Below are 14,662 nucleotides of genomic sequence, written 5' to 3'. Positions count from 1 at the left end.
AAGCCGTCCGGATAGGGGTGCAGGGTGTCGTCGATCGGCGCCCCAAGTTTTATGAAGATTATCAATACGATAAAGTCGTCCGGTTGCCCGGAATTTGATGGAGGGATGCATTATGAAGCGCACTGTGGCGGCCTGATCAAGGTGATCTGGCATGACGGCCAGGGAGCCTGTCTGTTCACGAAGAAGCTGGAGCGTGGCCGCTTCATCTGGCCATCAGCGGCCGATGGCACAGTGGTGATCACGCCCGCGCAGCTCGGTTATCTGCTGGAAGGTATCGACTGGCGGATGCCGCAAAAGACGTGGCGACCGACGTCGGCCGGATAAGCAAAAGCACTGGAATGACGGGGTCGAATATGATTCCATCCTGTCATGAGCAATGCGACCGAAGAGCTTCCGGACGACCTTGCCAGTGCCCTCGCACTGCTGGCCCAGGAACGCGCTCGACGTGTCGCAGCCGAAGCAGAAGTGGCGACCGCCAAGGCAGAAGCCGCCAGTGCTAAGGCACTCGTATCGCATTCCGAGGCGCTGATCGCGCGGCTAAAGCTGGAGATCGACAAGGTTCGCCGTGAACTCTACGGCAGCCGGTCCGAGCGCAAGGCGCGACTCCTGGAGCAGATGGAATTGCAACTCGAGGAGTTGGAAGCGGACGCCGGTGAGGATGAACTGACGGCGGAAATCGCCGCCAAATCCTCAGCCGTCAAAGCCTTCGAACGCAAGCGCCCGTCACGTAAGCCCTTTCCCGAACACCTGCCACGCGAGCGCGTCGTGATCGCCGCTCCCGCCAATTGCGCCTGCTGTGGATCGGCCAAACTGTCGAAGCTCGGGGAGGATATCACCGAGACCCTGGAAGTCATCCCGCGTCAGTGGAAGGTCATCCAGACGGTGCGGGAAAAGTTTACCTGCCGCGAGTGTGAGAAGATCACACAGCCACCCGCACCATTCCACGTAACGCCCCGCGGTTTTGCAGGACCGAACCTGCTGGCGATGATCCTGTTCGAGAAGTTCGCCCAGCACCAGCCGCTCAATCGCCAGAGCGAACGTTATGCCCGCGAAGGCGTCGATCTTAGCCTATCGACGCTGGCCGACCAGGTTGGTGCTTGTGCCGCGGCGTTGAAGCCCATTCACTCCCTCATCGAGGCGCATGTCCTTGCTGCCGAACGTCTGCACGGCGACGACACGACCGTGCCGATCCTTGCCAGAGGAAAGACCGATACGGGCCGCATCTGGACCTATGTCCGGGACGATCGGCCGTTCGGAGGGCTCTCACCGCCGGCCGCCCTTTACTATGCCTCGCGAGATCGACGGCAGGAACATCCTGAGCGCCACCTGAAGACCTTCACCGGCATTCTGCAGGCGGACGCCTATGGCGGCTACAATCCACTGTTCAAGGTCGATCGCGATCCCGAACCCCTGACGCAGGCGCTCTGTTGGGCACACTCGCGGCGCAAGTTCTTCGTGCTCGCCGACATTACCGCAAACGCCAAGCGTGGAAAGAACGCCGCGCCGATCTCGCCTATGGCGCTCGAAGCCGTCAAACGGATCGACGGCCTGTTCGATATCGAGCGCGAGATCAACGGGCTGACGGCCGATCAACGCCTGGAACGTCGCCGCAAGGAAAGCCTGCCGCTCATCGATGATCTGCAGGCCTGGCTTCAAACCGAGCGGGCAAAGCTCTCACGCAGTTCTCCGGTCGCAGAGGCAATCGACTACATGCTCAAGCGCTGGGATGGCTTCACGTCATTCCTGGACGACGGCCGGATTTGCCTTACGAACAACGCGGCCAAGCGAGCTCTGCGAGGCTTCGCACTCGGCAGAAAATTGTGGCTCTTCGCCGGATCAGACCGCGGTGCAGATCGAGCAGCCTTTATGGCCACATTGATCATGACGGCAAAGCTCAATGACATCGATCCCCAGGCGTGGCTTGGCGACGTTCTTGCCCGTATCGCGGACACGCCGATTATCAGGCTGGAGCAACTGCTTCCGTGGAATTGGACACCGCCGACCATCAACGCACAAGCGGCCTAACCTGCGGCCTTCACCGGAGGCTTACGAACCATCGAGCGCATGTCGCTCGACATAATCGATGACGATCTCCGGGGTGAGCGCTGCAAATCCATCTGCGCCGGCAGGACAGACTTCTCGGATAAATCGAAGTGACAGCAGCTTGTGGCTTCCCACCGTCGAGGCGGCGAGCCCTCTCTCTTTCGACAGATATGCCGCGAATACGTCGACAATCTGCTCGTGCTCTGTACGCTCAGGTGGCGCGGCGACTCGTATTAAGCCTTTTTCCCGCAGCGCTGAAAGCAAGCGCCGGACCGCCGATCGGTCCGCCCGAGTCGGGCTTCCACTGTTTGAAACGATGCTCAAGAAAGTGATCGACGTGAACTTCGCTTAAATCCTGTGGAGCATGTCCATTGCCAATATGCCAGTCCATCAGGTCTCGAAACAGGCTTAGCGAACGCCACGTGCATTGCCGCCCCAGGCCTTCGTTCGACATTTTTGCAGTGAAAGCGCGTGCAAACTCCTGATACGGACCGTGGTCCAGCTTCCGGTATAGGGCGCTGCGCTTCAAATAGTCACTTGCATTCATGTGTCCTCTCCTTCGCGTCAATTGCGACGGAGAGACCCTAAGCTATGCCGATTAGGCGACCGCTATGGTGCCGGAAACGTTGGCAAAAAGTTTATTAATCGGCATAGTATGCCGGTCGGCATAAACCTGCTTATGCCGCGCGCGGCATAAGCAGGTCTGAAGGAGCGTGGCGATCGTCACCCAGGTCCTTCCACCGCCATCGCTGCCGGCGAAGAGACTGTTCTTACTCATGAGCGCCATTCCCCGTTCATTCTGCCCATGTCGGCGATGAAGTCGAGGTTCATTATCGCTGGTATCGCATCGCCTCGGCCAACTTCTGCTTCTGTGGCAGCGTAGAAAGCGTGGCTTCGATCCAGGCCTTAAGCTCGTCCAGAATGAGCCGGGCATGTTCGACAAGGACCAGCGCGTGACGTATTCGGCGATCACCGAGAACAAGCGGCTCGGTGAACTCCTGACCTACATCAAGGAACGTCAGGAGCAGCAGACGAAGTCCGCCGTGAAGACGAACAGCGAGAAGAATGGCTACACGCCGCGCGGTCGCAAGCCAGGCAAGCGGCATGAACGATCCCGCGATCATTGCTTAGCGGCGGCAGGCGCTTTTCCAGCAAAGTGCGGTGGAGCAAAGGCAACCCTACCCGCCACGGTTCAATGAAGAATAAACTCGGAATCTATGCCTGATTCCAGCTTCAAACAGGCAGGCCACAAGGGTGTCTTGTGATAGGTTCCGTGCTGCCAAATCGTCAGCCCCTCGCGTTATTCGTGCAGCAATCTCAGCCAGCACAGCGGGCGAATGATATCTTAGCGGAGCGACGACCTTTCCGCCCAGGTTTCGACAATCATTTCTGCTAGCTCCGGGTACGATTCGCTCGGGTATAGCTCGTTCGCCAGTTCGTCCAACGAACAGCCCGTTTCTGCTTTCATATTGATAAGATTGAGAAAGACGTGCCACCAACGCATCCGATTGCGGACAGCCTCCCGCGTCTGCCCGTGGTGGATATAAGCATAAAGGTAATCCGTCGCGATCAGATCGAAGAAGGCGTGGGGTCCAGCCAAAAAGTCCTTTCCACGTTTTGTGGGAGCAGGACTTCTTTTCTTCCGGCAAAAAAGCTTTAGATATCGGAGCATATCCCGCACCACCCAGAGTGGCGGCATGTCGGCTTGATTGAGGACCTTATTCATCCTATACAGGTCTTCGGATGTGTACCCGGGCCAATCGAAATGAACGGTGGCCCAGTGAACGAACTTGCGGTTCATGGCGCCCGTTGCTGTTAATCCAATGCCATTATGAGTGTCGGCATAGGATATCGTCACGATCATCCCGCGAAGCAGCGGCGACACCGCGGTTACATCGACATCACCCATCAGCCTGATTTCTGGAAGCATCGCGAGATCCTGGCCCTGCACAACAGCTGCCTGCAACATCTACCAGGAACGCAACAAATGAAACTGAGAAAGCTAAAGCTGAAGGGGTGCCCTTCAGCCGTCCCCTGCCTTCCCTTGTAACCCGGCCCAGCCGGTACGGTCGGGGGCTTGCCCCAGCGCAAGTGGAGATGTCGAGTGTCATATTTCTAAATGGCTGAAGACGTATCCAAAGTGTCATTTCAACCTTGCGCGACGGCGGACATTTCAACCTGGCCGCCACATCGGTAAGATATTAAAATCATGAGTAAAACTGCTGGCCGGCCTCCCCTGACGAACGTGTGAGGCTTTCGCTGCGTGAATTGGGAGTTGCAGGCGGGACGGGATTACCTGTTTCCGAGCCGCGTCGACGCATTACCGCATCCATCGACGCGACAATACGAGAGGGGGCTTTGATCGCAACGGCGGCCGGGCGTCAGATCGGAATCCGCACGCACTCTACTGAGCTCGAGGGGCGCCAAGGTCAAGTGCGGCCAAATGAATCAGTTTGCAAGTTCGGCCTCGCCGGAAGACGCGGCTTGTGCTGTGATAACCCAGAACGTGCTCCCGAGTGCCTCAGCGGCACCGAAATGCAGACCTGATGCCCGCGGGCCCCACCCCCGGGAGGGAGGCTGCAGAACAGGGTATTTCGAAGAGGAGAGGCCAAATGAATAAGCCTGCTTGTGGCTGGAAGACGGCAAAAGTGTGTTTGCGATCGCGGGTGTCGAAGTGTGGTAACGCTGCGCGTCAACGGTATATGCCGAACCTTGCATCGATCGACCTCAATCTGCTGGTAGTGCTTGAGGCGCTGCTGGAGTACCGCAACGTAACTCGTGCGGCGCACCAGGTTGGCCGAACTCAACCGGCGACTAGCCGGGCGTTGGCAAGGCTGCGCGGCATGTTCAATGACGATCTCCTTGTTCGCGCCTCAACCGGAATGGTCCCGACGCCTGTTGGCAAACGCCTCGCCGAGATGCTGCCCTCAGCGTTGCACGCGATCAGTGAGATCGTAACGCTTCGCAGCTCCGCGCCTCCGGAAAGGCGGTCCAAGGCTATGATCATGATACCCGACCATCAAGCACTGCTCCTGCTGCCCCGTCTCCTGCCGCGGCTGTGCGAGCGCGACATTCATCTAGACATTATCACCGATCCGCTCCTCGGCGAGGCCGCGAGCCGGCTTGAGCAGGGTGAGATCGACTTTGCCATCGGGCAGATTGGCGCCGCTCCCCCAGGTTACATGCGGCGCAGCCTCTACGGGGACCGCTTTGCTTGCCTCGTGCGCCACGACCACCCGGCCGTGGCAAAGGGATGGACTAGGGAGAATTTTGCGTCGCTGCGCCACGCCGCCATCGCCGCAAACTCCAACCGCGGTTTTGGTCTGATCTATGATGACCTGACTAGGCTAAGCCTGCCGGATCAAGACCCAATGCTATTTTCCGACGTGCTGACGGCGGCAGCAGTGATTTCGGCAACCGACATGGTGCTAATCGTGCCGCACCTCGTTGCTACGCGACTTGCCGCCATGCTGCCGCTCACGGTCGTTGACCCGCCTGTGCAACTGCCGGCCTATGAGGTTGAGTTGATCTGGCACGAGCGTTGCCACCACGACCCGAGCCATAGTTGGCTGCGCCGTGAGATCGCCGCGGTGCTGAACGGCAGAATAGAACCGTCGACAGAACCGAGACCTGAAGTACAATTGGTTCGTTCACGTCGCAATAGCGATTAATGTCGGGCCTACTGGTCAGGGTCGGGATGGTTCACCCAGTTGCGGAACGTCGTTCACCAGGCCGCGGGTGCTGCGCGCGAGGATTTGATGCGCTTCAGCCCGTTGATGACGTCGGCGAGCCCGTCCCGCAGAGTCTGCCCGATAGTGCCCGGTCCGATGTCGATTGGAGGATTATCGAGCAGGGCGACGATGGCGTTTCCGTCGAGATAGCTGAGTTTCGTTTGGACTGTGGCTTCGACGCGCTCGATTGCGTTCGACATTGCCTCGCCCTCTTGCTCAATGATAGCGGTGAGCTGATCCGAGAGCTCGCCATTGAACTGCAGAAAGATGTCGTCGACATGCTGCCAGGTTCCGCCATTGCCTTCCACATCGACCATCTGGTTGATCCTGCTCTTTACTTCGTCCCTCAGTGTCGACGCAGCTTCGAGACGCTCTTCCCATGTAGCCCTGATGCTTTCGACCAATCCCACGGCCGGCTCGTTGCCTTTCGGTTGATCCCCCAGTTTGAAGCCAAGCAGCGCAATGAGTTGATCATCGTTGCCGAGCCGCTGCTCCATTACTGAGATCAGACGCTCCACAATCTCGCGCCTGCGGGCTGTATCGCCATCTTCCTTGGGCCATTGCGAAGACACTATCATCGCGATCTTTTCAGAATTCGCCTTCTCCAGAGGGTGGGGAAGCTGTCGCTCTTGAGCCTTTGCCTTGGCAAGGAGGAACAGGATCTCCACGACCTCGTCCTGATCGAGGGTGTTAGTCGGGACTCTGTTGAGATCGATCCCATTTACCGCGACTTCTTCAGGGCCGGTGCCGTGTGTCGCGTCCTGACCCACGCCGTCGGCCGTCTCGTCCACGTACTGGAGATTTCGCAGATTCTCAGGATAGGCCAGCATCAGCAGTATCCGGCTGGTGAAGTTGTGCAGCTTTGCCTCCTGCTCGTCCGACGGCGTCTCAGCCAGCATTTGCTCGAGCCACCCCCCAACTTTCTTAGTCAATGGGGTCAACTCGGCGGTCTTCCCCGCACCGATCTGCTCGCTTAGACATAGAACGTGATTGGAAATCGTAGCCGCCGCGGTGGCAACGCCCCGCTTCAACACGTCCGAAAGACATTGCTGCTCTCCCGCGGCTTCGCTCTGATCTAATCCCTCCTCCTTCGTGACACGTTCCGCCGGGCTACCTTCGGCGTCCTTGCCGGTGTTCATCGGCTGTTTAAATTCCTCATTGTCGTCTGCCGGAAGATATTGAGAGTTCTTGGTGGCAGTGACTTCAAATTGCCGAACGTCTTCTTCAGTTAAAACTCCAGCTTCTTGCATCTGGGGTAGCTTCAGGCCGAAGCCCTTGAAGTACTCTTTCATCCTCCTGTTCACCTGCTGGAATCCAGCTTTGCCTCCGCGGGCAAGTCGCAGGAGGATAATGCCGTCTTCGTTCATCTTGCCGGTGCCGCGCCGCAGAAGCGCAAAGTCATTCGCCTTACCGCTATCCTTACCGTTTTCATAAGGCATCTTTTTCAGGGTTCCGGCCAAACTGTTGAGGCCGCTCTTGCTCACCAAAACAACAGCCTTCTCCGGATCCCCAATGGTGCCAACGGCAAAACAGAACTCCACATCGACTCTGCCTTTCGTCCGTTCGATGACGTTCAGGAACGTCTGTGCTCTTTGCCTGTTATGGGCCTTAGCCATTGTCTGTCTCCAGTTTAGCCTGTCCTTGATTATGGTGCGTCGGGTGAAGGGGGACAGGATCCGGTCACCCGCCAAACTGATGGGCTGGCGTCTTCAGCTCGTCGCGAGCTCGAGACGCTGCCACTGTCTCGGGCCGGAGGTTCGATTCCCATAGAAGCCGCAAGACGCTTTCCGGCGAAACTTCATTGGTACTTTGGCTCTCATAAGGACGGGCACCTGAATCGCGACAGCAGCTTGCCGATTAGCGGATTCATCACGCTGTCGGGTTGGAGAATGAAAATTGCCCAATGGCGGCCGGACGCCAGTCGCACCCGGATGAGGTCGCCACCGCCCTCCCCAGGTCGCAACTCCGCCTCATCAAGGAGGCGAAACAAGGCCCAAGCGCCGCGCTTGGAGAAGATGGCGCCCTCAGAACCGATGAAGGCGACCGAGGCGCCGCCGACGCCGGCGGCCGGCGGCCACTGAAAATGCATGACCGCAGCTGCTCCTCGCCGGTACTTGAGGCGCTGACCGTCGATATCAACCACCACCTCGCGTGTTAGCGGGTCGGTATCAACGACGGTGAGCAAGAATCCGACTGACGGCTTGCTACTGGCGTCCTCGAACATGGTGTCGCGGATCGCAGCAGCGCGTTCGAACTGGGCCAGCGTGCTGCGGTCGATGCGGACATCGCCACTTCTCGTGGGCCGAACCTGCCAAGCACCTTTGGACCTGTCCACGAGGGGTGCCAGATTCTCCGTGAAGAAAGTGTCGATGCCCCCGTTACGCCCGAAAAGCCGGGCGAAATCGCTCAAAGGCGTATCCTGAGGAGATCCACGAACAAAGGGATACCTTCCTTCGGTGGCCCGCCGGCACAAGTCCCCAGGTCCGCTCTCCCAAGCGTCCGTCAGCTCGCGCTTGACTCCGCTGATGTTTAGGTCCGAGCTACGACGGCTAACACCGAGCAACCATTGCTTGATAGGTTGCGGCAGATTGGCGGCTCCCGCCTCAATTTGGCGGATCGCGACGCTTGCCTGATCGCCTTTTTCCAAGGACATCGAACCGGTCAGCCCTTGGGTCTGGCTGAGCGAACGGTAAAGTTCACTGAGGTCCTGGAGAGCACTGTCGATCGGCGCCTGCGCGCCCACCTGGCTATTCGGCGGTACTTCGACGAGCTGGCGCAGCCACCTAAAATGATCGACAATATAGAGCCGGACGTATGCTTCAGGCGTGTCCGCGACCGCTCGCGAGCGGAACAATTCCTCGAGGGCAGTCGCTGGTACCTGGCTCTTTCCGGCGCCGGTACCTTTCGTCAATCCGTTCTCGGGAGACGGTCGCTGCTCGAGCCTTAACTCTTGCGCCGTCGCCACAAGGAACCGCCGCATCGGCGACGTCGGCGCAGACAGCGTGTTCAAGGTTCGCAGGGCGTTATCCATCGTCCCAATTGGGCGTAGAGACACATCGCCAATTAGCTGGTCCCAGCGCAACGCGAACTCCTGGGCATAGAGGTCTGCCGCCGAGCTCTGCAGCTCCTGGCTCACATCACCGGCTGCGGTCGCCGCGCCTGCCTTTGCATCGAGCACCCAGCCTTCTGCAGCGACAGCGTCAGCCACCTGCGGCAGCAGGTGCAGGAACGTCCCGTAAAAACCCATTCGCGTATAGAGGCCAGGAATTCCAGCACTGAGCGGAAGTCCCGATTTGCGTATCACGACGGTCTCTGCCAGCGGTCCGGCATGTTCGTCCAGACGCCACGTGGGCGCCTGCGAGGCCGCGGGACTGGTCGCGATGATGTCGAGTACGCGGCGAGGCAGCGAGACAGCCTGCAACTTTGCTCGGCTCTTCTCGATCAGTTCGCCATTAAGCGCAACATAAGCTAGTGGCGGTTCCAAGAGGGCGTCGAGGTGATCGGCGAGTGCGTGCCGAAGGCCGGCGTCCGCTTCGGCCGGAAACATTTCGCGCCAGTCGGCACCCATCCAGCTCTTGACGACCTCGCGCTGGAGCGGACCCTGCTTACCCAGCATCAGGTAGACCTTCAGCACCTTGTAGAGAAACAAGGGATCGTGACTTTCCGCAAGTAACGTTTCCAACCGGGAGATCAGCCGTGGCAGCAGAATAGTGTTGAGGGCGTGGTGGTACGCCTCGCCCGCTTGAAAAGCGATTTTCTTGCTTTGGTCGAGACCTAATCCTGCGAGGTGATCGCCCGCCCTGTCGTCGTCGGCAAAGCCACTCCTTACACCGCGTAGCCGCTGGAGCAATGGCAGGATGGGTCGAAGGTCGCTGTTATCAACCCGGTCGAGCTTCAATTTGTTGGCCTCTGCGGCATAGCTGTTAGCCGTTAGACGAATGCTCTCCATCAGCGTGACATTTCGAACATAGGTAAACGTCCAGAACACGCCAGCGGTGACCATGGCCGCTGCACTGATCGCGTAGATCCCATAGCGGACCCGCCGCTGACGCCGGAGGAAGCGGGGATCGGCATCCACGAGCCCAGCTTCGGCGAAAACGACTTCGCGGAGCAACCGGCAGATGAAATAACTGCGCTCTTTGCCAGGGAGCGCGGGACAGGGCTGCCTTGCGACCTCGAAGATCTGAGATCTGGCCTCCGCAACTCGATCAAACCGAGTGCCGACTTGCGTCCCGCTTACGAAGTAGACGCCGCGAAGCATGATAGGCTCCTGAAACGAATTCCGGCCGAAGACCTCCTGCAAAAACTGCTGGCTCAGATGCTTTAGGCTAGCCACCTGCTCTGGAAAGTCGAATATGAGTGCGCGACGTTGAGGGTTGCTTTCTTGCTGCATTCGTTCAAGCAGCCTTTTGTTCAGGCGGCCAACCAGCGCATCGTATGCTGGTGCGTAAGACTCCATCGGATCGCCGTCGCCCTCCGAAGGCTCTTGCGCGAAGGTGAATCCACACACCGCCTCCCTCCCCTCGCCACCAAGATCGTCGAAGAACTCGACAAATCCCGCCGCCAGATCGCACTTGGTGACTAGCACATAGACGGGCAGCTGCAGGCGGAGCTCCCTGTACAGTTCAAGGAGCCGCTGACGGATGCAACTGGCTCGGTCGACGCGCACTTTGTCGGATGTTGAGTTCAGGTCGCTAATTCCGATGGTTACCAAGACCCCATTCAGCGGCTGGCGTCGCCGATAGCGACGGAGCAGCCGAAGCAAGCCACGCCAAGCCGCTTCGTCCCTTTCTGAGTCGCCCTCATGGATCGTGTAGCGGCCGGCGGCGTCGATCAGCACCGCTTCGTCGGCAATCCACCAGTCGCAGTTCACCGTTCCCCCGACGGATGTCCGGCTGGACCTGTCCACCAGCGGAAAGCTGAGCCCGGAATTGACGATCGCGGTGGTCTTGCCCGATCCGGGGGGGCCTATGACCAGATACCATGGCCGTTGATAGAGCCAGCGCCTGCCGATGAGTCCCGCGAAGCGGCGCCCCTTGAGGATCTCAAGGGTCTCATGGAGACGAATGAGTGTCGTCTGCAGCTCCCTCTTAGCTGCCGTGCCCGCTCGCACAACGTTCCGGGTGGAATACACCGGATTCGCCTCCTTCTGCTCGGCCCCAGCCCCGTCCAGAGCCTCCGACACTTGTGATTGGACGAGGTCTTCGCGATAAGCGTGAACGCTGTTGAGTCGGGACTGAAGGAGGGCGATTACGGCGTATCCGAGCGGAATCAACATCGACGCCGCAATTTGACTGCCGAGGCCGTCAAGTGGCGTAGCTCCCAAGACCGAGACGTGCGGTCCGAGGATGAAGATTAAAGCACAGACGATGCCGGCCACGCTGACATGGACCCATTGCGACCCAAGCGCCTCCTTGATTGACTGCATTGCTGCCTCTCAGCGTGTCTTCCTGATGATGATTTCGATCCGACGGTTCTGCGTGCGTCCGTCGGGCGTATTGTTCGGCGCGATCGGCTCTGCGCTGCCTTTGCCTTCCTCTCGCACTCGCCCTGGGTCGTTCATCATGGATTTGATAATCTCGCCAGCTGCCTTGGCACGCGCGAGCGAGAGGTAATGGTTTGAAGGAAAGATGAGCGATTGGATCGGCATGGCGTCGGTGTGCCCAGTCAGGACTACCGTTCCCACCTCATCGTTCAGAGATCGGCCGATCCGCAGAAGAAGCGGCACGAATGCGTTCTTTACCTTCGGACTCGCAGAATCGAACATCCCGGCGGCGCGGATGGTGACGACCAGCTGCTGCGCGTCCCCCTCCACAGTGACGAGCCCTTCACGGATTTCGGGCTCGAGGAAGTGACGCAGTCGACCGCCGCCCATCGCAACCTCTGGGCGCGGCACGCTCCTCACCACCCTTACTGTCCCGTTCGGCGGCAGTTTTGCGAGATCGTTAAGGACAGCATCAGCGCGGGCATTGAGTGCAAAAAGCAGCCCCATATAGATCGACAGGACGACTCCTGCCACGATTGCTACGACGATCCAGATTGGAGGGAGTTTGCGGCGCAGTTTTTGATCTTCACAATGCCCGCGCCAGTGTAGGGACAGATCGGGCTCGAAGTCACCGCGGACTGAGCGGATCAGACGGTGAAGGTCTTCGCAAACCAGAGTGAGCTCGGCGGCGCCTCGCTTAGTGACGCGGTGGCGGCCCTCAAAGCCCAACCTCATGCAGTAGTAGAGCAGTTCCAGCAGTTCGGCATTGGCGCGCGGTTTTTTTCTCAATTGCGTCAGCAGGTCGAAAAAGCGGTCGCCACCTAAGGTATCGCCGAACAGTGATCCGACCATGCTCCGCGTTGTCCAGACGCTGTGGCTGCCCCACGGTGTGCTCAGAATAATGTCATCGATGGTCGCGCAAAGGGCGTACTTGCAGACTTTAATCGCTTGCGATGACATGCCCAGAGGCGTGATTCGACGCTCAAAAGCATCGATCTCTTGCAACACTCTCAGACGCAACCCCTCAACGTCGGAATAGCTGACATTGCTCTTGAGTTGAGCGCAGAGGCCCAGCAGCGCCGCCGCGGCCGCGACCAGCGGATTATGGCCATGGACCACAAGCGTCTTCTGGAAAGAGTTGGTTGACGCCGGCGATGGCGGCAAAGGGTCCTCCAGCTGATCCTCGGATTGGAGGCGGGCCAGTGGTTGGAAAATTGGGACCGTTTCCTCAATGAACATCGTCACCCCAGGTCATTCCTTTCCGAGCGGGCGCTCTCTTCACGGCCCTGGCTTCGTGCAAGTCGCCGGCCCCTCTCGAGATGCGGGCTCGGTGGGCCCCGAAGCTTCGGAGCGTACCAGTCTCGATGCTTGAGACGACTTCAGCGAAGACACGGACGCATCCCAGCTTCCCGCCTTATGAATGCTGGGCCAGATTGGATGCGTCCGCCCCAGCGCCCTCTCGATCGCTGCCGGTGAGAGACAATCACGACGCTGAACAGAGCCTTCTGCATTGTCGGCGCCGAGTAGATCCTGTTGCTAACAGGTTCGAATGGCCCACAGTGCCATTTCAAGCTTGGGGAAATCGCCGGCGACGTGTAGCGTCAACGCTGTGGAGCAGGGCATGTCCTTCCACCATCGACTGTGTGGATCAACTTGGAAGTAAGTGAAACCGGCCTGTGAGGGAATCTGGCGCGGCGCGACCGGTATGGGGTTGATGGTGATCCCCGGCAATGCGACATTGACGAGCTCCTTGATCTTCTCGGCCGGGCCGATCTTAACTTGGCGCGGGAACTCTCGTCGGAGTCGCTCGACTTCGACATCGGCCCGGGCTGCTAGTACGAAACTTGCCGTCGTAAACAGCGATAGGTCGGCTACGTTGGCGATATGGAACCCATATTTCTGCGGTCGCAGCGGCACGGGCTCCGCCGTCTGTTCGGGTACAGCGCTTAGTGACGACCGGATAGACTGGATCACAGGCAAAAAGGCGTGCGCAAGAGCGCGGTGCTTGTAGCCACCGAAGGTCTGAGTACGTTTCTCAACCAGGGCAAAGGTAGCGAGTTCGCCCGCCAGTTGGACCATAACGCCATACAGTGATTCCGGGTTTACGGTCGCCGCCTTGGAAAGGTGGGAGAAGTAGGGCTCGTAACGATTAATGGCCTGTAGCATAAGGAAGTCGGGGACTTCCCCAATTCCGTGCGTCCCCGAGTGCGAAACTCGCGCGGCCAAAGCCTCACCACGATGGTGGAGCAGGCCAGTGACCTCGGTTATGTAGTTCGAGAGGACGCGCGAGCTGGCACAGTCGGGAGTTGGCGGGACGTGCGCCTCATCGAGAATGACTTGCCGATCCGCCCGGACTTCGATGATACGGGCAATTGGAAGGCAAGTGAAGCCTGACCGATCCGCTGCGTCCGGCAAGAGCTGAAACCGCAGCCGCGCCACCTCAATGGAGGCGCTCCCCCTTTCGCCCGCATTTGTGTCAACGATATCCTGGCCTGCGACCGCGAAACGTATCGGCACGTCGGCTTCCGCTCGCAAGTCGGTTTCAACAGCTCCGGTTTGATGAAGCGGTACCGCTAAATGGATAAGCGAATCTCGAAGGTGCTCGGGAACATCGTATGGAGTTGGCTGGTCGGCGTCATCAGGGATGCTGAACGGCGTGCCATCCTCCATGACGCCACATGCCGTTTCTACGGCGATCTTGCCGAGAACGAGTAGTTCGCGATTGATGCGGAGCTCAGTGATGCCCCAGCCATAGCCATACAAAGCGGCAGTCCTGCTGCGCAGCAGCTTTTCCACGTAACGGTCGTTCTGCTGAAAGTGCTGCGGCCGAAGAAACAGGCCTTCCGACCATACCACCCTGTTTTCCCAAGACACCTTAGCTTTCCCCGCGTCTGACGAACCGATGATTCAACCGCAGCGGCAATTTAGCAGTTCTCCACTGCTCCTTTTCATGCATAGCTGATATCCAACCATTCGCGGCGCGAATGCAGTGTCTGGTGTCGCCAAAAGAGGCCTGCTGGCTGCCGCGATTGCCAGGGTGCCTTCTCAGATGGGAACGGCGGATGCCGTTTCTACTCCGAGATCGCGAATTCCAACCTGATGCGGCGTGGGTGGATTTCTGTACCGGCGGGCGCCGCAAGGTCGTTCAGCCCTTCTGGCCTGCGGTGAGGTGAACCGGAGCGTCAGCCGAAACCGCCGACGTGCGTCTTTGATGATTACGCCGCCACCTGACGGCCAAGAAACTGGTCGTCAGTGTGTTAGCGCGGCGGATACTGAGTATCCGTCCGAGCGAGACCGCCTGTGAATATTGAGTAAAACAGTTCAGACCCTGTCCTTATTCCCATGCATAAGGACAGTTGGACGGATGGAGATTTTGGGAGGAGACAGCGGGTCTCGGGTGAGC

At 59.0% G+C, this 14,662-nt stretch carries 9 protein-coding genes and 2 pseudogenes; 4 read left to right on the top strand and 7 right to left on the bottom strand.

Annotated elements, in window-relative coordinates:
- Positions 1 to 24 precede the first annotated feature (24 nt).
- Positions 25 to 324 (top strand): IS66 family insertion sequence element accessory protein TnpB, encoded by a 300-nt coding sequence (gene tnpB / locus C5L12_RS26425; RefSeq protein ID WP_205839392.1) that lies wholly within the window; start codon positions 25 to 27, stop codon positions 322 to 324.
- A 45-nt stretch (positions 325 to 369) separates the two neighbouring features.
- Positions 370 to 2,025 (top strand): IS66 family transposase, encoded by a 1,656-nt coding sequence (gene tnpC, locus C5L12_RS26420; RefSeq protein WP_105375002.1) that lies wholly within the window; start codon positions 370 to 372, stop codon positions 2,023 to 2,025.
- 229 nt (positions 2,026 to 2,254) lie between these two features.
- On the opposite strand, the gene C5L12_RS28890 is transcribed toward tnpC, so the two are convergent.
- Entirely contained in the window at positions 2,255 to 2,590 is a 336-nt protein-coding gene (locus tag C5L12_RS28890) for a hypothetical protein (protein WP_245423045.1), read from the bottom strand.
- Between the two features lie 51 nt (positions 2,591 to 2,641).
- Positions 2,642 to 2,821, bottom strand: a complete 180-nt coding sequence (locus C5L12_RS29275) for a hypothetical protein (RefSeq protein ID WP_157949124.1) — start codon at positions 2,819 to 2,821, stop codon at positions 2,642 to 2,644.
- 154 nt (positions 2,822 to 2,975) lie between these two features.
- Here C5L12_RS29275 and C5L12_RS26405 point away from each other — a divergent pair.
- Positions 2,976 to 3,174: pseudogene (locus C5L12_RS26405) on the top strand (ISNCY family transposase); the annotation flags it as partial.
- A gap of 61 nt (positions 3,175 to 3,235) precedes the next feature.
- Here the strand turns inward: C5L12_RS26405 and C5L12_RS26400 are convergent.
- Positions 3,236 to 3,973 (bottom strand): annotated as a pseudogene (locus C5L12_RS26400) (hypothetical protein).
- A 682-nt stretch (positions 3,974 to 4,655) separates the two neighbouring features.
- Here C5L12_RS26400 and C5L12_RS26395 point away from each other — a divergent pair.
- Positions 4,656 to 5,714 (top strand): LysR family transcriptional regulator, encoded by a 1,059-nt coding sequence (locus C5L12_RS26395; RefSeq protein ID WP_105375000.1) that lies wholly within the window; start codon positions 4,656 to 4,658, stop codon positions 5,712 to 5,714.
- A gap of 53 nt (positions 5,715 to 5,767) precedes the next feature.
- On the opposite strand, the gene C5L12_RS26390 is transcribed toward C5L12_RS26395, so the two are convergent.
- The 4 genes from C5L12_RS26390 to tssK form a co-directional block, all read right to left on the bottom strand.
- Positions 5,768 to 7,390 carry a hypothetical protein gene (locus C5L12_RS26390; protein ID WP_105374999.1) on the bottom strand — a complete coding sequence of 541 codons (1,623 nt, stop codon included), beginning with the start codon at positions 7,388 to 7,390 and terminating at the stop codon, positions 5,768 to 5,770.
- A 200-nt stretch (positions 7,391 to 7,590) separates the two neighbouring features.
- Complete coding sequence (gene tssM, locus C5L12_RS26385) at positions 7,591 to 11,202, bottom strand: type VI secretion system membrane subunit TssM (protein WP_105374998.1); 3,612 nt, start codon at positions 11,200 to 11,202, stop codon at positions 7,591 to 7,593.
- Positions 11,203 to 11,211: 9 nt separating this feature from the next.
- Positions 11,212 to 12,498, bottom strand: coding sequence for a type IVB secretion system protein IcmH/DotU (icmH, locus tag C5L12_RS26380; protein ID WP_105374997.1), 1,287 nt, complete (start codon positions 12,496 to 12,498; stop codon positions 11,212 to 11,214).
- Between the two features lie 297 nt (positions 12,499 to 12,795).
- Complete coding sequence (gene tssK / locus C5L12_RS26375) at positions 12,796 to 14,115, bottom strand: type VI secretion system baseplate subunit TssK (protein WP_245423044.1); 1,320 nt, start codon at positions 14,113 to 14,115, stop codon at positions 12,796 to 12,798.
- Between the last annotated feature and the right edge of the window lie 547 nt (positions 14,116 to 14,662).

The sequence above is a fragment of the Neorhizobium huautlense genome, assembly GCF_002968575.1.
Classification (GTDB): Bacteria; Pseudomonadota; Alphaproteobacteria; order Rhizobiales; family Rhizobiaceae; genus Neorhizobium; species Neorhizobium huautlense.
Note: the sequence above shows the minus strand (reverse complement) of the source record. Positions and strands in the feature narration are given on the sequence as shown.